We start from the raw sequence: 17,446 nt of genomic DNA, 5'->3' as shown, positions 1-17,446 counted from the left end.
ATGTTAACGCTTTGGACAAATCTTTTCAAAATTTGTGCTAAAATAAAAAAAGCGGCACTAAGGCCGCTCTTTATAAGCTAATTTAATATTAGTTGGACTGACCGCCAGCATTTTGCATACGGGCTCGGCGCTCATCCATTTCTTTTTGCCATGCTGCAGCTTGCTCCGGGGTTAAAATGGCTTTCACTTTATCATTAGTGGACTGCATCATTGGGCGCATCTGGCTGCGCATATCGCCACCTGCATTTCGCAGGCTATCCATTGATTTTGCCTGTGCCTGGTAAATGGCGGTAATTTTAGTTGTCTGGTCGTCAGTAAGGTTTAATTTTTCTTTCATTTGCTTAACACGCTCCTCAGGGCTCATTCTCATACGGCCTTGAGCGTGGCTAACTGCCGATACACCTAATACCAGCAAGCAGATCATCATAATCTTTTTCATCTCTATGTTTTTTGTTTTAAATGATAGTATGATAAAGATAGCTGGCATTAGTTTAACCTGCAGCCATGTAACTTAATTGTTGCTGTAATTAGTTAACATCCTTATTGTTAAGATTTGCTATTGAGCGTTGCATCTGCGCCATCATGCTGGTGAGGCTTTCCATTGTTGGCTCCGGCGTAGGCTGAGGCAAATGGGTAGAGATATAGGCTTTGGCCTTCCAAACCTCCAGCAGGTCTTCTGCATCTATCTCGTAAGGGTCATACACAGTGTTATCTGATATCAGCTTTAGCTTGCGGCCTTCCTTATATTTATTACCCGCACGTTTGTAAACCACACCATCACTTTTAGTAATGAATACGTAAGTTTCGCCAACCTTTACATCAGACCAATTCTCCTGGTATTCGCCGACGATAATAGTGCCTGATTGTAAAGGCAGCATTGAATCACCTTTTATCTCAAAAGCACGGTAGGTGCCTTGCTTAAACATTGGCAGGTAGAACTTAGGTAGTTGCGCTACAAATTCAGGATCAGCATAGCCATTAAGGTAGCCGGCGCTCGCCTTCATAGGCACAAGTTCTATGTTCTCATTGTCATCTTTATCTACAGAAATGCTTAGCACTCTTAGGTTTGCAGGATTGCCTTTTGGTTTTGGCGCCCATTTCTCATCAATGGTTTCGTTGATAAAATCATCAATTGATATGTCAAAAAATATTGCTAACTGTTTTAGTAATTCATATTTAGGCTCTGCACGCTCTTCTTCATAAGCACCTACTAATGAACGTTTTATACCCACCTGGTCAGCAAATTGCTGTTGTGTTAGCCCTTTCTTTTTCCTAAGAAATTTAATATTTGATGAAATTTTTGACATAAAAATTTGGAAATGCTAAAATGTTTAGTAATTTTATGCTCATAAAGTTAGCAATTATTTTACAATCAGCAAATTTTTTTACCAAATGAAGAGGTTCGTATATATCATCACAGACAGAAACCGCAAGAATTTACACGTAGGAATGTGCACAGATCTTTTAAAAACCATTAAATTTTATGGTGATATGCCAACCTTGTTTTTTGACAGTGCTCAACAGCTAAATAGATTAGTATATTTTGAAGAGATAAACACCGAAGAACAGGCCATGGAGCGCTTTAAGGTTCTAAGTACTTTTACACGCCCGCAAAAAGAGAAAATGATCCGCGCGGTTAATACTGACTGGATAGATCTTACTGCAGGCCTTAAATACGAAAGCGGACAAAGAACAAGGCCAACGCTTTACAGCCGTCCCTCCATACAACCCAGCAGAAGAGCGGTAGCGTAATTAAATTTATTGATCTACACGGTACCTAAAATAAAAAAGGCGATCATGATGAACGCCTTAACTGTATAAAATGCTTCATAACTTTCTACCAACCAGGTGTAAAGTTTAAGCCAAATACGCCACCTTTAATATCACTACGGTTAAATGGTATGGCATAATAAGGTTCAAGTATTATTGCGCCAAACAAATTCATCCTTAGTGAGATACCTGCGCTTAACGCAGGCACACGCTGATTAGTGTTATATATAGTCTGCGTTAATACATTACCGTTGGCGTCTTTTACCGGATTGCCATTTTGATCAGTAAGCGGCTGTTGACCTATCGCATCTGGCCCGCGCTGAAACTTGATCTCGTTCCCGCCGTTCCACGCCAAGCCTGCATCAAAAAACAGGTTAAGGTCGGTAAACAAAAATTTAGACTTTATAGCCGCCAATTTCTCCGGGCCCGTAAATGGTAAACGCATCTCGAAATTTGCAACTGCAATTCTGCTACCCGATAACTGATCTATCGTAAATCCGTTAGTGTTTGGTTTGTTTGAGTTATAAAATGTCTGCGACTCATAACCACGTATCAGGAAAGGATAACCTAAATACAGTGGATATAAGTTGTTACTTGTATTTCCAAAGCGCCCGTAGCCATATAATCTGGCAGCAAAGGTAACCGGCGCTACCCGCACATATTCTCTCAGGTCGACGGTTGGAGAGAAGAACTTGTAAGTACCTACGTTATATTCAGCCTCAAGCCGGAAACGGTGACCACCCAGCGGCGCGGCTATACCGAAATAGGAATTATCGCCAACTAATGCAGCACTTGCAGCATAGATCTGGAAAGCCCTTAGATCAATCCCATTTTCTGACAGAAACTCTTCGCGGGATATTTTTCGCTTTTGGAAATCTACCTGGTTTCCGATGGTGGTGAACTGATTGCCATTAGCATCCTGACCGGTCACGTAGCTGTAGTAACTGCTGTACCTGTCAACACGGTATGAATAACGTGATGCGGTTGCACCAAATTCGGCGCGTAAAGTTCTTGAAAAAGGGTAGGAGGCCACACCTTGCACCGCATCTTCAAATGTGCGAATGATATCCGTCTTTTCTTCGTAAACAGGAACGTCCTTACCATTTATGGAACGGGTTGTAAAATCATAACCGTAAAAGCCGGATTGATACGGAATATGTGACACCCCTGCACCAAATGTCCAGCGGCCTTTTTGGTGTAAGTATAAAAATGAAGCTCCAAAATCATATATAGTACCATTAACGGCAGCACCTGCGTAGATCTTGTTTCTCCCCAAAATGTCACTAAACACACCTTGTATGCCGCTTGATAAACCGGCGCCGTAAACGCTGTTTACGCCCACACCAACACCACTGCTGGCCAAGGCATCAAGTTTAAACTTAGGGCGGTAAGGAATAGACTTTATTGAATCCACCGGGATCTTTCGGTAAGCTAAATAATTATTCAGGTTACTGTTTATCAGGTCAACACCTACAGCTTTGGGAGGTGGAAGCAAAGCTGCCGTGAAATCCATGCTGTTGGGATCAACCGTTACCGATTTAAAATCCGATACCTTTGCGTTGTAAACCGAATATTTTTGAGCCCGGTAGTAAGAATAAACAACATCATTGTTATTAGAAACACTCAACGCAGGCGAAAACTCTGTAATACCGCAAATACCGGTAAACAATTCAGTAAGCTGTTCAACTTTGCCGTTGGCGAAGGTGTAACGGTAAAGGTTGCGGAAGCCATCGCGATTGGATAAAAAGTATACCTGCGAACCATCAGACGAGTATTGCGGGTTAAGATTGTTGGCACCATCAAATACTTTGATGTTGGTCACTTTGCCGGTAGCAATATCCAGTTCTGCTAAGTCAAACGTTATAGCCTGCGATAACGACTTATCATAAGTTGCTCTATCACTGCTGAAAATTATCTTTTTTCCGTCCTTAGAAAAATTGGGCTGATAATCAGAGTATTTATCGTTGGTAAGCTGTTTAACCTGTTTGCTATCGAAATTATAAAGATAAAGATCGCTCTGCCCTTCAGACATACCCTGGAAAACTACGCTCTTTCTGTCCGGCGACCATGAAAGGTTACTGAATTGTTCGGCTTTCCCCATCGATACATCATCAATTGTGCGGACATCAGGCACACTTACCACAAGCATCCTGTTTCGGCCTTTGGCAAATACACTGAACGCAAATTTACGTCCGTCCGGAGACCATGTACCGGCAGATTCTATAAAGTTAAATTCATCAATATGCGTGTTTGATGTTTTACTGGTGAGCTGTTTTATTATGCGGCCTGTTTTTGCATCTGCCAGGAAAAGATCAATACTGAACAGGTTTTTTGAAGACAGGAAGGCCAGGTATTTTCCATCCGGACTTACAGACGGCGCAACGGTAAGATCGCCGCCTACTTTATCATCTATAATTCTTAAACCAACAGGTTTTTGAACTGTATCTTTCAATAATGGTTTGTAGGTATTGGTAATGGAGTTTTGCCACAATTTAGAAAGCGTTTTATCATCGTAACCAAACGTGCGGCGTATACCGTATTGCAAACCAAAGCGTGCGACATTCTTAAAAAACGGAACAATGATAGTATCCCCATATGTAGAACCCAGGAACGACCAAAAAGCTTCGCCGTAACGATACGGGAAATACTTGTTACTCTCGGTAAGGGCCTTTACCGTAGGGATATCATTGTTAAGATAGGCATCGCGCATCCACATGGCTGTATACGCATCCTTTTTACCTATGGACAGGTATTCGGCCATACCCTCAACCATCCATAACGGCAGGTTGCCGATATTCTCTGCATTTGATGAGTCGCGGCCTAAGAGGATATGGTATTGAAAAGCGTGCACCAACTCGTGCCCTAAAACATGCCGCGTGGTTTGGTTGGTTTCCATTATCGGCATTACTACACGGTTCTTTAAACCTTCGGTAACGCCACCGGTACCAACACCAATTTCCCCATCAATAGCAGTGGTCTGCTGAAAATCAGGGTGATTAGCGTAAAGAATGATAGGGTTTGGCCTGTTAAATGTATCCCTGAATATTTGTTGATGCAGAGTGTACCACAACTCGCTTTCCTGTGCAAACCGCTTAATTAGGCTATCATTTTTCATGTAATAATAGATCTCGAAGTGCGGGGTCTTATAAACCTTGAAATCCAGGTTTTTATAGCGGACTTTGTTTTGTCCAAAGTATTGGGCTTTTGCCGAGTTGCAAAAAATTACTGCCATAAACAGGCACAGCAATGCTATAATATGTTTAACGCTCAACAGATAGAGGTAACGTTTATTCATACAGTGAGTTAAGGATCCGGTAAATTTATTAAAAACGCAACTGATAATTAAACCCTGCTTACTAATTAGATTGTGGTGGATTGCTTTCAGGTGCGGTTTCTTCGGGAGCCGGTGTTGTAACAGGTGCTGCTGTTGTGTCCATAGGCATTTCCGTACTGTCGCTTGTTGTTTCTTCCTCGCGTATAATTGGTGAAGGACAATTATACTGCTTAGTTATCTTTACCCAGGGTTTTGGGAACGGCCCGTATGTGTAACCCGAATTTGGATCAGCGTATACCTTCTCCATAAAGGCGCCAAAAATTGGTAGTGCGGTATGTGAACCTTCGCCCGTTTCTGATGAGGTAAAGTGCACGCTTCGGTCATCAGCACCTACCCAAACACCGGTTACCAGGTCTTTTGTGATACCCATGTACCAGCCATCTACATAATCTGATGATGTACCTGTTTTACCGCCTATCTGGTTGTTTTTCTTCCAAAGGCCCGGATATTCCCAAAGCGCTTGGGAAGTACCGCCCGGTTCTTCCATACCACCGCGGAACATGTAAAGCATCAGCCAAGCCGTTTCTTCGCTTAGCACACGCTCAGATTTAAGCTTAAATTCTTTTATCACATCGCCATCCTGGTCGGTAATCTTTTCAACAAGAATAGGGTCTACTTTTTCTCCTTTGTTCAGGAACGTGCTGTAAGCGCGTACCATTTCGTAAACAGACACATCGTTTGAACCCAAAGAAACCGATGGTACCGACTTAAGGTAACTCTCAATACCTATCTTATGGGCATATTGCACAATTTTATCCCAGCCCACATGTTCGGTAACCTGCGCGGTAATAGAGTTTACAGATTTACCCATTGCCCAACGTAAAGACATTTCGCGGTAGGAGAAGTGGAAATCAGCATTTTTAGGTTCCCATACATCATCTTTGCCCTCATCCTTAAATTTGATGGTGACGGGTTTGTCGGTAAATTTATCGCAAGGTGTAAAACCGTTATCAAGCGCGGTTACATAAGCGAAAGGCTTAAATGTTGAACCTGCCTGGCGTTTAGCCTGATTAACGTGGTCGTAATTAAAGTATTTATGGTTAATACCGCCCACCCAAACTTTAATTTTTCCGGTTGATGGTTCCATAGTCATCATGCCGGTATTCAGTATTTTAGCGTAATATTTTATCGAGTCGACAGTTGAGAAAGTAGTGTCCTGGTCGCCTTTCCAGGTAAACACTGTCATCCGCTTCTTTTTAGTAAAATAGTCGTTTATTTTGGTAGTATCGCCGTTGTATTTTTTGTTTAAAAGTTTGTAAATAGGTAGGCGCTGTTCATTCTTCAATATAAAATCTTTTATTTCTACGCCTTTACTATCCCGCCATGGGTTTTTGTTGCCCCAAAGATTATTGAAACGCTTTTGCAGCATCTTCATCTTCTGGTCTACAGCTTCTTCGGCGTATTGCTGCAGTTTAGAATCGATGGTGGTGTAGATCTTCAATCCATCTTCGTAGAGGTCATAGCCATTGTCTTTACACCACTTGTCCAGCCATTTTTCAACAGCATGGCGTAAATAAGAATCGCCTGCGCCTGTGTTGTCAATATAACTCAGATCAAGACCGATAGGTTTAGCTGCTTCGGCTTTGTAATCCTCTGGTTTTAAATAGCCATATTTGGTCATCTGACTTAAAACCACATTGCGGCGTTCTAGTGATCTCGCTGGGTTGGTACGCGGGTTATAGGTTGATGTAGCCTTAAGCATACCTATAAGCGTAGCAGCCTCTGCCGGGTTAACGGCATTCGGCATCTTATTGAAATAGCGTAAAGTAGCCGTCTTAATCCCGAACGTATTGTTACCAAAAGGGACGGTATTCAAATAAAGCGTTAAGATTTCTTCCTTGCTGTACTGGCGCTCTATCTTAAACGCTGTAAGCCATTCCTTACATTTAAAAACAATGGTTTTAAGCACAGGTATGTGCCTTATAATACCCTGTGATTTGCGTTTGCGGGTACTAAAAAGGTTTTTGGCTAACTGCTGTGTAATAGTACTACCACCACGGCGGTCGCCTTTTGCAGTTGATAGTAAACTGCCGAAAAAGCCAATAAAGTCTACACCATTATGCTTGTAAAAACGCGCGTCTTCAGTAGCTACAAGGGCGTGGATGATATTGGGTGAAATAGCTTTGTATTCAACAGGGGAACGGTTCTCTTTATAAAAGCGGCCGATCAATTTCCCGTCGGCGGTGTAAACTTCTGAAGCCAGCGACATAGAAGGTTGCTTGATGTCCTTCATATCAGGCGAGTAACCAAACAGCCAAAGAAAGTTCAGTTCAATAGCACAGAAAAATATGATGATAGCGTAAACAAAGATTGCGAAATATCTTAAGTACCGGTTCTTTATTTCTTTGAACATTGGATAAAGATGTAAAATAATACGCCCAATTCATAGCCAGGGCGGCTGCCAAAAGTAAACAACGCAATTTTAACAAGTAAATTTTAAGTTAAGGATTTTGAAAGGAAAAAATGTTTTGAGCTCAGCAACTGCGATTAAGGCGAAACCAAATGCTGATTTTAAAAGTATTAATCAGTATGAAACGTACAATCCTCTCTATGATACTTTCCGCCTCTATTGGAGCTGCTAACGCCCAACAATTGATCGAGGTTGCCCAGTTCGGTAAAAACCAGCCCATAGGCGTTACCGTTGCTCCAAAAAGTAACAGGCTGTTTGTTTCTTTCCCTCACTCCGAGCCGTATTTGTATGGCTTGACGGAAATAGTCAACGGACAACGCGTGCCTTTCCCAAATGAAGAATGGAACAAGGTTGATACCGCACAAACCGAGACGCATTTTGTGAATGTACAGGATTTGTATGCCGACAATATGAATAACCTTTGGGTGCTTGATTCTGCACCAGGCGGAAGTGCAGCTGTAATTGGCGATAACAAAAAGAAGGAAGGTAGATTCAAACTGATCAAAATATCGCTTGATGATAACAAAGTGCAGCGAATATATGATTTTGGTGATCTGCCAAAAAGCGAAAGTGCGCTAAATGATATGTGCATCGATAACAGCAAGCAATTAGCTTACCTGTCTGATCCCGGTTTGAAAGCTATTGTAGTGCTCGATCTTAACACCGGCAAAAGCCGCATAGTTTTGCGCAACGATAAAAGTACCCTTGCAACGCCCGGATTTAAATTGCACCTTGATGGAAAAGATGTAGTTGATGGTAGCGGCAAGCCATTTGTATCGAATGTTAATGGGATTGCGCTGACGCATGATAATAAGTGGTTTTATTTTAGGGCAATCAACCAAACCAAATTATATCGCATAGCTACTGAATATCTGGCTAACGTTACGCTTGCAGATGCCGATCTGAGCAGCAAGGTTGAAACGGTTGCAGAGACTGGCGTTTGCCATGGTATGATCGCTGATAGCAGGGGTTACATCTACCTGAGTAACTCCGTTGATAAGTCCATCCAATATGTTAAACCGAACGGCGAAGTGAAGACACTGGTAACAGATAGCCGGTTGATATGGCCGGATTCTTTCGGTATAGGCAACGATGGTTATTTGTACCTGAGCGCTTCGCAGATGAACCGTTTGCCAAAGTACAATACCGGTAAAAATATGATATCCTATCCTTTTAGGGTTTACAAGGTTAAGCTACCTAAATAGCAGGGTTGGCGTTAATTATAAAACGATCCTCGGTATGCATCGATAAAACCGTAAGTTCATCGCCAACATGGATAACACCCGTATCAGTTAAGGCAATGTTTTGTCCGAAAAGGATTTTGTTGTCTTTACGCCGATATTTAGCGAGGGTTTTTAGCGGCTCTTTGCCTTTGGCTAAAGTTTGCTGATCAATAGTGGTCATAATACAGCGTGCGCAAAGTTTAACTCCGTAGAAATTCAAATTGTTAATTTGGATGTGGTTCATCAAGTCTTCGCTGTAGGGTGAACCGCCGGTAAACACGATATTTGGGCGAAAACGGTTCATTGGCAGCGGTTCTTCTAAACGTGTGTTCAAGTCATCTAAACCAGACTGGCCTATCAATAGGAGGGGATAGGCATCAGAAAATGAAGTTACCATACCTTCACTGGTATAGCGTAGGTCGGTCTGCCTGTGGGTTTCATCAGGCATATAAACCAACCTGCATCCCTTGCGCAATTTTTCTGTAAACCAACCATCAACCTCATCGCTAACCAACTGACCGATACACGTATCATCCCAAATAGTTACCTCAAGGGTATCCTGTTTTAAAGGTTTAAGCGGTATAGTTATAAATGATTCGTCGGGCGTGTAAGTAACTTTAAGACCATGATGTTCGAGACTCACTTGGCACAGGGCAAGTTGCGCATATTCACGTTGCGAAAGAAAACGATTATCATCATCGATCAACATCCAGCGGCGGTCGTGCTCCAGGCCGCGGTCGGTTACTTTGGCACTGGTTAATTCAATGCCTCCTAATGACTTAATTGGATAGATGATAAGTTGTGAAATGCGATGCATAAACAAAACTACTAGAAGGCATCAATATCATCAAGAACGATAATTGTTTATTTAACAATTGATTTATTGGCTTTTAATTGATAGTATTGTTTTAACCAATTCACACACCGGTATCTGCAAGCCGGTTTTAAACCCTAAGTAATGGAAAATAATTCTGCTAACCTCAATTTAAAAGCTGCTGCCAATAACACTTATGATGCCATTGTAGTAGGATCGGGCATTAGTGGTGGCTGGGCTGCAAAAGAACTTACCGAACTTGGCCTTAAAACCATCATGCTTGAGCGCGGACAAAACTACGAGCACATCAAAGACTACAAAACTGCGCAAAAGGCACCGTGGGAGTTTGAACATCGTGGAAATGTAACTCTTGCTCAACGTAAAGAACGCCCGGTAATATCACGTAATTGGGGGGCTTACGAACCTATTATGGATGCCTGGGTTGACGAGAAGCAGGCACCTTACACGGAGGTGAAACCATTTAACTGGTGGCGCTCTTACCGTTTGGGTGGCCGGTCTATTTTGTGGGGCCGCCAAAGCTACCGCTGGAGCGATTTAGATTTTGAAGCCAATGCAAAGGACGGCTGGGCTATAGATTGGCCCATACGTTATAAAGATATTTCACCATGGTATGATCATGTGGAGAAATTCATCGGTGTTAGCGGCTCCATGGAAGGCATACCCAACCTGCCCGATGGCCATTTCTTACCGCCAATGGATCTTAACGTTGTAGAAAAAGATGTTGCAGCGAGCATTAAAAAGAAATTTGGCAGACACATGATCATCGGTAGGTCGGCAAATATTACTGTCCCTTACAATGGCCGTACAAATTGTCAGTACCGTAACAGGTGCTGGGAAGGTTGCCCATTTGGCGGATATTTCAGCACGCAGGCTTCTACTTTGCCCGCAGCTATGAAAACCGGCAACCTGACGGTTAGGCCGCAATCCATAGTAACCAGGGTTTTGTATGATAAAGACACCAAAAAAGCTAAGGGCGTAGAGGTGCTTGATACCGAGACAAACAAAACTTATGAGTATTATGCTAAGATCGTATTCCTTAATGCATCGGCTTTGAATAGTGCCTGGGTGCTCATGAATTCGGCTACCGATATCTGGCCGCAAGGTTTGGGCAGTAGTAGCGGCGAATTGGGGCATAACATTATGGATCACCATTATAACCTTGGCGCCAGCGGAATGGTGGAAGGCTATGAGGATAAATATTATTTCGGCCGTAGGGCAAACGGTGTTTACGTTGCCCGTTTTGCCAACATAGGTAACGATAAACGCGATTACCTGCGTGGTTTTGGTTACCAGGGTTCGGCGGGCAGGCAGGGCTGGAGCAGAGAGATAGCCGAGTACGGTATTGGCACAAAATACAAAGATGCCATTGCAGAACCGGGCGCATGGACAATGGGCATTGGTGGCTTCGGCGAGCTTTTGCCATACCACGAGAACAAGATAACGCTTGACCCTAAAGTGAAAGACAAATGGGGTTTGCCGGTGCTTTCAATGGATGCTGAGATCAAAGATAACGAGCGTAAGATGCGCATAGATATCGTGCAGGAAGCAAAGGCAATGCTTGAGGCAGCAGGTGTAAAAAATGTTGAAACGCATGATAGCGGACATAACGTTGGTGACGGCATCCACGAGATGGGTACCGCTCGTATGGGCCGCGATCCAAAAACCTCCGTGTTAAACATGCATAATCAGGTTTGGGATGCTAAAAACGTATTTGTTACAGATGGCGCCTGCATGACCTCATCTGCCTGCCAAAATCCTTCACTCACATACATGGCACTTACCGCCCGTGCTGCTAATTTTGCAGTGCAGGAACTGAAAAAAGGCGGAATCAGTTAATTATCAATTTGTAAAACATGAAAAAATCGTTGTATCTATATCCCTTGTTTTAATAACTGCTGTAACATTTGGTTTCGCTAAGCCACGGGTGCTTATATTTTCTAAAACTGCAGGCTTCCATCATGAGTCTATAGCGGTTGGAATACCAGCGATCATGAGAATGGGCCAACAGAACAATTTCGATGTGGATACCACCACAAATGCTGCACTATTTACGCTTAACAATCTAAAAAAATATAAAGCAGTTATTTTTTTAAGCACAACAGGGGACGTCTTAAACCCCGAGCAGCAAACAGCTTTTGAACAGTACATCAAACAAGGTGGTGGCTTTGTGGGCGTTCACGCAGCAAGCGATACCGAATACGACTGGCCATGGTATGGCAATTTGGTAGGCGCTTATTTTAAAAGCCATCCCAGCAAGCAGCAGGAGGCTAACTTAGAAGTTGTAGACAGGAATTTTATCGCGACTGAACATCTGCCAGCAACCTGGCGACGTTTGGATGAATGGTATAATTACAAATGGATAGCTGACGGTTTGCATGTGCTGATCAAGATAGATGAGAAAAGCTATACCGGTGGCGAAAACGGGGATAACCACCCAATGGCCTGGTATCATAGTTATGATGGTGGCCGGGCTTTTTATACAGCGCTGGGTCATACAGATGCATCATATAGCGAGCCGCTGTTTTTACAGCACTTGCTGGGCGGCATAAAATATGCAATAGGAGAAAAATAGCAATTAAACCCCTTTAAATAAAAAGCCCGGGCCGTATTACGGCCCGGGCTTTTTGTTGATGTTTCAATTACATTATTCAAAACCACCATGGCGGTTAGCTTTAGCAGGCTCAGGCCATTTGATGGTTTGGCCGCTGCTGTCTGTAGCTTTATCGCGTGGTAATTTGTTCGGATCTTCCGATGCCATGTACACCAATATGGCGGTTAAGATGGCATTGCTGCGCAGATCATCAAAAACTATCTTATCGTAAGTATCACGGTTGGTATGCCAGGTATAATTACCATACGACCAGCTGTTTGAACCCAAAGAGAAACCGGGAGCACCTACAGCAACAAAAGAAGCAAAATCAGAACCACCACCACCCGGTGCGCCAGGAAAATTCGTTTTTATTTGGTGACGAATGGTATCAGGAACAACATCAAGCCACTTGCCTATAAAATCCGCTGCTTTGGCAAAACCTTGTCCGCTAATGTTTACTACGCGGCCGGTACCATTATCCTGGTTAAACAAAGCCTGCAGGTTAGCAACTATCTCGGGGTGATCTTCCACAAAAGCACGTGAACCATTAAGTCCCTGCTCTTCGCTCGACCAATGGCCAACCAAAATGGTACGTTTAGGCTTTGGATAGGCTTTCTTCAAAATACGCATAGCCTCCATCATGGTTAAAGTGCCGGTACCGTTATCGGTGGCGCCTGTACCGCCATCCCACGAATCGAAGTGTGCCGATAGCATCACGTATTCGTTAGGTTTCTCGGCACCTTTTATTTCACCAATAACATTAAAGGTTGGTTTTGCACCTAACTCTTTCGACTCTGTATGGATGGTAATGCGTGGTTTCTCATTTTTTTCCGTTAAACGATAAAGCAAACCGTAATCTTCAAGCGCTATGTCAACCGTAGGAATGGTTTTAGTATAAGCAGCGAAGATCTTATCTACACCAAAACCTTGTGACCAATAATTGGTGATAATACCTGCGGCACCGGCTTTTTCTAAAGCAAGTGGTAACGTGCGGCTGGTGTAACCTGTTTTTTTAATGCGGTTGCGCCATGCATCAGATTGTGCGGTGCGTTCAGCCTTCATTTTGTCGAAAGAGCCGCTTAAGGCAAATTCCTTCCAGTTATCATCAGGGCGGCCGCTAACCGGGTTCATGGAGATCATTACAAATTTTCCTTTTACTTTAGGCAGCCAATTTGCAAATGCAGTAGAGTCGGCTACATCGGCAAGCAGGATGATTTCGGCGGTAACAGGCTTTTTCATGCCGGGGCTCCAAGCCAGTTGTGTGCCTTCAATGGTATGAACACGCGGGTATACCATATCAATATGTGAAATGCCGCGTTCCCAACCACGCCAATCACCCCATTTTTCCTGACGGGCAGTTATACCCCAGGCTTTGTACTTTTCCAGCGCCCATTTGCCGGCCTGGTCAAATTGAGGGGTACCAACCAGCCTTGGGCCAACGCCGTCTAATAGCTCGTGGGCAAGGGTTTGAAGTTGGGAGTTTTCGGTAGCTTCCTTTACAATGTTATCAACCACCGCATTCTTAGTCTGCCCAAATGCAGAACTGCTTATGCAGAGGGCTGCAGCAATAAAGAGTTTGTTAAAGTTTTTCATATCGTTTGATATAGGGCTTAGTTATAGCTACGAATGTAGCAAATTACAGTCGATGATTGTTGTAACATTACTATAGTCCAGACGACGTAAAGAGAAAACACGGATGTATAACACTGTCCACCTGAAATCAGGAATATATTTAAGTATTTGTAAATCAATTAATTATCATGATTTTACAAAGTACGTGTTTACATAAAAAAATAACGTAATATTATGTTTATCAATTAGTTATGTAACTTAAGCATCACATCTCATGTGTTTTGGCGTGGTTTATGATAAGGTGTTTTAAACTAAATCACAAACAATGGCACAATTAGATGTACAGCCTAAAAAGCAGAGCTCTGCCTGGCTGTTGATCATATTTATCATTCTTGCTGCAGGTGCGGCAGTTTTACTATATAAAGGTTGCAATAAAAGCTCACCGTTAAAGGCTGATCAAAGCGACACAACAAAAACTGATACTACAAAACTTGACAGTAACGCAATCGCAACCACCCCGCCGGACTGGAATTCGATAGATTTTAATATTCCAAAATATAATTATGATGAGGTGACTGATACAGCTATTGTCGTTAAGGCTAACGACCGCTACACTATTTATAGCCTTGGCGAGGATGTGCTTTTTAAGAAAGGCGAAAGTAAAATAATGCCTTCATCAGAAGCTACGTTGAGGGAGGTGTCTAAGTCGATACTAAAGCGATATAAGGATGCCAACGTTGGTGTTTATAGCCACATCGATTCTACCGGAGGCGCAGCAGCAGATAAAAGCCTTAGTGCAGCAAGGACTCTCGCGGTAAAGGATTGGCTTACAAAAGTTGGCCGTTTGCCTGAAGACCAGATCTCAATACATTCGGTGGGCGAGCAACAGCCCTTGGGTACTGACGGAGCAAATAAAGGCGGGGTTTTAAACCGTAGCGTTGAAATTGTTGCTTTTCCCGGTAAAGCATTACAGTAAAATTTAATTATCACAGAAATGGATTTTGCAGACAACACAAATGATTACGATTATCTTGAAGAATTAACTAATAGCGATTTTGAGGTAGCTGATAACCAACCAAATATTTTAGGCTGGGATGTGCATGATACTCATCAAAATAAAGTTGGAGAAGTTTCTGATTTGCTATTTAATTCAGAAACCCGCAAGGTGCGTTATATCATCTTAGATATGGAAAGTAACGATGTAGATCTTGAAAACGGCCGTGTGATAGTACCTATAGATATTGCAGTGTTTGATGAGAAGAAAGATATTGTAAAACTACCTGACGTGAGCACCACAACTTTAGAATATTTGCCTTTGTATGAGCGTGGCCGTTTAATAAATAAACATACTGATGACGACATCAGGCGGGCGTTAGATATTCCTGAGCGTGACGCGCCTATAAAACCCGGCTCACTGAATGTTTCTCAAACTAAAATATTCTCTAAACGAGAGCCCGATCTATCTTAACACGCTATCAGTGATCTTGGCGAGATCAACTGCTACCTTATTGATGAATCCTAATTGCTCTTTCATTAGGTTCTCATCAGCGGTTAATGGCTGCGGTAAAATTTCCTGCGGATGATTTAAAGGTTTAATAGGTTCATCTGTGGGTTTAATCTCTTCAACTTTTCCGGCCATACGGTTGATAGCTTCCCGTAACACTGCAATACTTTTCTTTACCGACTTTTGCATATCAGGATGCAGGTTTTGCGGGCGGTTGATAACCAATGCGGATGCTATGTTTGCTGTGTATGATGCCAAAATGTGATTAAGTACAACAAACTTGTGCAGGTCTTTGATGTTTCGCTGCATGCGCTTTGGTTCAGAGGTCATTCGCTCAAACACCGCCGATAGGTTGGCAGAATTTACATAAACGTCTTTACGGGCCAGTTTATACTCGGTGACAGAAACCTCTCTGCCTGATAAACTGTCGGATACCTTCCGCAAATAATTGATGTTCGCGGTAAGCACATGCTCGAGACTTTCCTGCACCAACTGAAACTCCCATGTCGGGAAAATAAGATAGCTGGCAATAAAAGCAATGCCGGAGCCTATCAGCGTATCAACAATACGCTCTTGTACTATATTAAGGTGCCCAAGGCCAAGGAATTTGAACAGGATAAGCACATAGGGTGTCATAAATATTACCGACACAACATAGTTAAGCCTTAAGAAGCTGTAAGTGCCTATCATTAGGCCAACCAAGATCCAGAATTGTGCAGTTTTACCAGGCACAAAGTATAGGATAACTATCCCTATTATCCCACCTACGATAGTACCGATCAGCCTTTGATAATTGCGTTGTTTAGATAAGCTGAAGCCGGGCTTTAATATCACAATAATGGTCAACAAAACCCAATAGCTATGGCCGCCAAGAGAAAAATTCTTTGCCGTGATAAAACCTACAAGGCATACCAACGATACCCTCAAAGCATGCTTAAATGCACCGGAGCTTAAGGTTAGATTATCGAAAAGTATATGGGGCGCAAAATCCTGGTGGGCTACAAATTTTGAATACTCAACATCATTTATCTTTTGCACCAAACCGTCTGATGCTTTTGAATGATAATATTTATAGATGTTGGTGATGGTCTTACTGAGATCGCGCAGATTGATCAGAATCTTTTTTAGGATCAGGTTGCTGCTTACATTTTCATCTGCGCCAACCTCGTCTATCTTCTTTTTTAAAACCTCAAGGCGTAGATCAAAATTATGCAGTTTCTCGGGTCTTGTGTTAGCTAATATGGCATACCCGATATTGTCAAGATCATCGGCAACTAAATGCAAAAACGCATTAATGTCAGCTAAAACACCGGTATTCTCAAAATTCTCACGGATCTTATTGTAGTCGTAATGGGTAGCCATTATTTGCTCAAACATGTCTACCAGATCATTAAAGGTGATCACCAAGACACGGCTTGCAGCGGTAGATTCCCTTACCAATACACGGCTTTTAAATAGTATCTCTCGTACGGCATCCTGATGGTTGCTTACCTGTATCTGGCTCAGCACAAGTTTGCGGTAATTCTCATCAATATCTGTGCGGCTATCATAGAAATCGGCTTTAATACGCAAAAAATTGGCCACATCAGCAATACTCTCGCCGAGTGTCTGCTGTGCGGCGCGGTAGGGCCGTATCCCAAAAAATACTATTGCAAACAACATGTACCAAACGCCGCCGGCTAAAACCGTAAGGCAATAAACAGGCACTTGCGGTGGCGGCACATGCCTGTCCATCATAAATATCATAATGAGCAATCCGCAGGTGCCAACAGAGGCAGCTCTATTACCATAAACCGTAAGCAGCGAAAACAGGAATGCGAAGAATGTTATTTCAAAACCAAGGGCGATCAAGTTTAGCCGGGCATACCCGGTTATCATGGCAACCACAAATAGTATGGCATTCCCCATGAGCATTCCGTTGCGCTTGTGTGCTAAAGGCCCGGGGCTATCTATGGTGCATATACAAAGGGCACCTAAAGACATGGTAAGCCCTTCATCAAAATGCCCTAACTTAAGCATCAGGAGGGCAGGTGCCAGGATACCTATTGACATGCGGAGACCATCAGAAAAATACTGGCTGTAGAAAAAGCTTTTTATTTCCCGCTGATGGCTTTTCATTTACTTATTGTTGGGCGCTATATTTATGCTGCAAAATTAAACAAATAAAACGGCTAAGGTTTTGCAATAATCAATATTGCATTAAAATAA

Annotated in this window: 13 protein-coding genes; 6 read left to right on the top strand and 7 right to left on the bottom strand. The window is 42.8% G+C overall.

Features of this window, described 5'->3' with window-relative positions; all coding sequences use genetic code 11:
- Positions 1-88: 88 nt before the first annotated feature.
- Together INP83_RS15865 and INP83_RS15860 are read right to left on the bottom strand one after the other, a co-directional pair.
- Entirely contained in the window at positions 89-439 is a 351-nt protein-coding gene (locus INP83_RS15865; protein WP_219125035.1) for a Spy/CpxP family protein refolding chaperone, read from the bottom strand.
- 88 nt (positions 440-527) lie between these two features.
- Complete coding sequence (locus INP83_RS15860; RefSeq protein ID WP_219125034.1) at positions 528-1,307, bottom strand: LexA family transcriptional regulator; 780 nt, start codon at positions 1,305-1,307, stop codon at positions 528-530.
- A gap of 85 nt (positions 1,308-1,392) precedes the next feature.
- Between INP83_RS15860 and INP83_RS15855 the strand changes: the two genes are divergently transcribed.
- Complete coding sequence (locus INP83_RS15855; RefSeq protein WP_255563171.1) at positions 1,393-1,752, top strand: GIY-YIG nuclease family protein; 360 nt, start codon at positions 1,393-1,395, stop codon at positions 1,750-1,752.
- 85 nt (positions 1,753-1,837) lie between these two features.
- Here INP83_RS15855 and INP83_RS15850 read toward each other — a convergent pair whose 3' ends face one another.
- Both INP83_RS15850 and INP83_RS15845 read right to left on the bottom strand, forming a co-directional pair.
- Complete coding sequence (locus INP83_RS15850) at positions 1,838-5,065, bottom strand: DPP IV N-terminal domain-containing protein (RefSeq protein WP_219125033.1); 3,228 nt, start codon at positions 5,063-5,065, stop codon at positions 1,838-1,840.
- Positions 5,066-5,126: 61 nt separating this feature from the next.
- Positions 5,127-7,457, bottom strand: coding sequence for a penicillin-binding protein 1A (locus tag INP83_RS15845; RefSeq protein WP_219125032.1), 2,331 nt, complete (start codon positions 7,455-7,457; stop codon positions 5,127-5,129).
- A 176-nt stretch (positions 7,458-7,633) separates the two neighbouring features.
- Here INP83_RS15845 and INP83_RS15840 point away from each other — a divergent pair, with 176 nt between their 5' ends.
- Positions 7,634-8,719, top strand: coding sequence for a major royal jelly family protein (locus INP83_RS15840; protein ID WP_255563170.1), 1,086 nt, complete (start codon positions 7,634-7,636; stop codon positions 8,717-8,719).
- Here INP83_RS15840 and INP83_RS15835 read toward each other — a convergent pair.
- The gene (locus tag INP83_RS15835; RefSeq protein WP_219125031.1) at positions 8,712-9,554 is read right to left on the bottom strand and encodes an MOSC domain-containing protein; all 843 of its coding nucleotides are present in this window, start codon (positions 9,552-9,554) and stop codon (positions 8,712-8,714) included. The genes INP83_RS15840 and INP83_RS15835 overlap by 8 nt on opposite strands.
- 141 nt (positions 9,555-9,695) lie before the next feature.
- On the opposite strand from INP83_RS15835, the gene INP83_RS15830 reads away from it, so the two are divergent.
- Positions 9,696-11,408: a GMC oxidoreductase gene (locus tag INP83_RS15830; protein WP_219125030.1), complete on the top strand. Its 1,713-nt coding sequence runs from the start codon at positions 9,696-9,698 to the stop codon at positions 11,406-11,408.
- Positions 11,409-11,496: 88 nt separating this feature from the next.
- Positions 11,497-12,144: a ThuA domain-containing protein gene (locus tag INP83_RS15825; RefSeq protein WP_255563169.1), complete on the top strand. Its 648-nt coding sequence runs from the start codon at positions 11,497-11,499 to the stop codon at positions 12,142-12,144.
- Positions 12,145-12,216: 72 nt separating this feature from the next.
- Here the strand turns inward: INP83_RS15825 and INP83_RS15820 are convergent, their stop codons facing one another.
- Positions 12,217-13,755, bottom strand: coding sequence for a M20/M25/M40 family metallo-hydrolase (locus INP83_RS15820; RefSeq protein WP_219125029.1), 1,539 nt, complete (start codon positions 13,753-13,755; stop codon positions 12,217-12,219).
- 304 nt (positions 13,756-14,059) lie between these two features.
- On the opposite strand from INP83_RS15820, the gene INP83_RS15815 reads away from it, so the two are divergent.
- Positions 14,060-14,710 carry an OmpA family protein gene (locus tag INP83_RS15815; RefSeq protein ID WP_219125028.1) on the top strand — a complete coding sequence of 217 codons (651 nt, stop codon included), beginning with the start codon at positions 14,060-14,062 and terminating at the stop codon, positions 14,708-14,710.
- Between the two features lie 18 nt (positions 14,711-14,728).
- Positions 14,729-15,202 (top strand): PRC-barrel domain-containing protein, encoded by a 474-nt coding sequence (locus tag INP83_RS15810; RefSeq protein ID WP_219125027.1) that lies wholly within the window; start codon positions 14,729-14,731, stop codon positions 15,200-15,202.
- Here the strand turns inward: INP83_RS15810 and INP83_RS15805 are convergent.
- Positions 15,194-17,356, bottom strand: a complete 2,163-nt coding sequence (locus INP83_RS15805) for an FUSC family membrane protein (protein ID WP_219125026.1) — start codon at positions 17,354-17,356, stop codon at positions 15,194-15,196. The two genes, INP83_RS15810 and INP83_RS15805, sit on opposite strands and share 9 nt — an antisense overlap.
- Positions 17,357-17,446 lie beyond the last annotated feature (90 nt).

It is taken from the genome of Mucilaginibacter sp. 21P, from assembly GCF_019331605.1.
GTDB classification, from domain to species: Bacteria; Bacteroidota; Bacteroidia; order Sphingobacteriales; family Sphingobacteriaceae; genus Mucilaginibacter; species Mucilaginibacter achroorhodeus.
This window is presented reverse-complemented; position numbering and strand designations above follow the sequence as displayed.

What these genes read in the sequence shown, in the direction of transcription:
- INP83_RS15865 (WP_219125035.1), bottom strand. Translation starts at nt 439, where the DNA reads ATGAAAAAGATTATGATGATCTGCTTGCTGGTATTAGGTGTATCGGCA.
- INP83_RS15860 (WP_219125034.1), bottom strand. Translation starts at nt 1,307, where the DNA reads ATGTCAAAAATTTCATCAAATATTAAATTTCTTAGGAAAAAGAAAGGG.
- INP83_RS15855 (WP_255563171.1), top strand. Translation starts at nt 1,393, where the DNA reads ATGAAGAGGTTCGTATATATCATCACAGACAGAAACCGCAAGAATTTA.
- INP83_RS15850 (WP_219125033.1), bottom strand. Translation starts at nt 5,065, where the DNA reads ATGAATAAACGTTACCTCTATCTGTTGAGCGTTAAACATATTATAGCA.
- INP83_RS15845 (WP_219125032.1), bottom strand. Translation starts at nt 7,457, where the DNA reads ATGTTCAAAGAAATAAAGAACCGGTACTTAAGATATTTCGCAATCTTT.
- INP83_RS15840 (WP_255563170.1), top strand. Translation starts at nt 7,634, where the DNA reads ATGAAACGTACAATCCTCTCTATGATACTTTCCGCCTCTATTGGAGCT.
- INP83_RS15835 (WP_219125031.1), bottom strand. Translation starts at nt 9,554, where the DNA reads ATGCATCGCATTTCACAACTTATCATCTATCCAATTAAGTCATTAGGA.
- INP83_RS15830 (WP_219125030.1), top strand. Translation starts at nt 9,696, where the DNA reads ATGGAAAATAATTCTGCTAACCTCAATTTAAAAGCTGCTGCCAATAAC.
- INP83_RS15820 (WP_219125029.1), bottom strand. Translation starts at nt 13,755, where the DNA reads ATGAAAAACTTTAACAAACTCTTTATTGCTGCAGCCCTCTGCATAAGC.
- INP83_RS15815 (WP_219125028.1), top strand. Translation starts at nt 14,060, where the DNA reads ATGGCACAATTAGATGTACAGCCTAAAAAGCAGAGCTCTGCCTGGCTG.
- INP83_RS15810 (WP_219125027.1), top strand. Translation starts at nt 14,729, where the DNA reads ATGGATTTTGCAGACAACACAAATGATTACGATTATCTTGAAGAATTA.
- INP83_RS15805 (WP_219125026.1), bottom strand. Translation starts at nt 17,356, where the DNA reads ATGAAAAGCCATCAGCGGGAAATAAAAAGCTTTTTCTACAGCCAGTAT.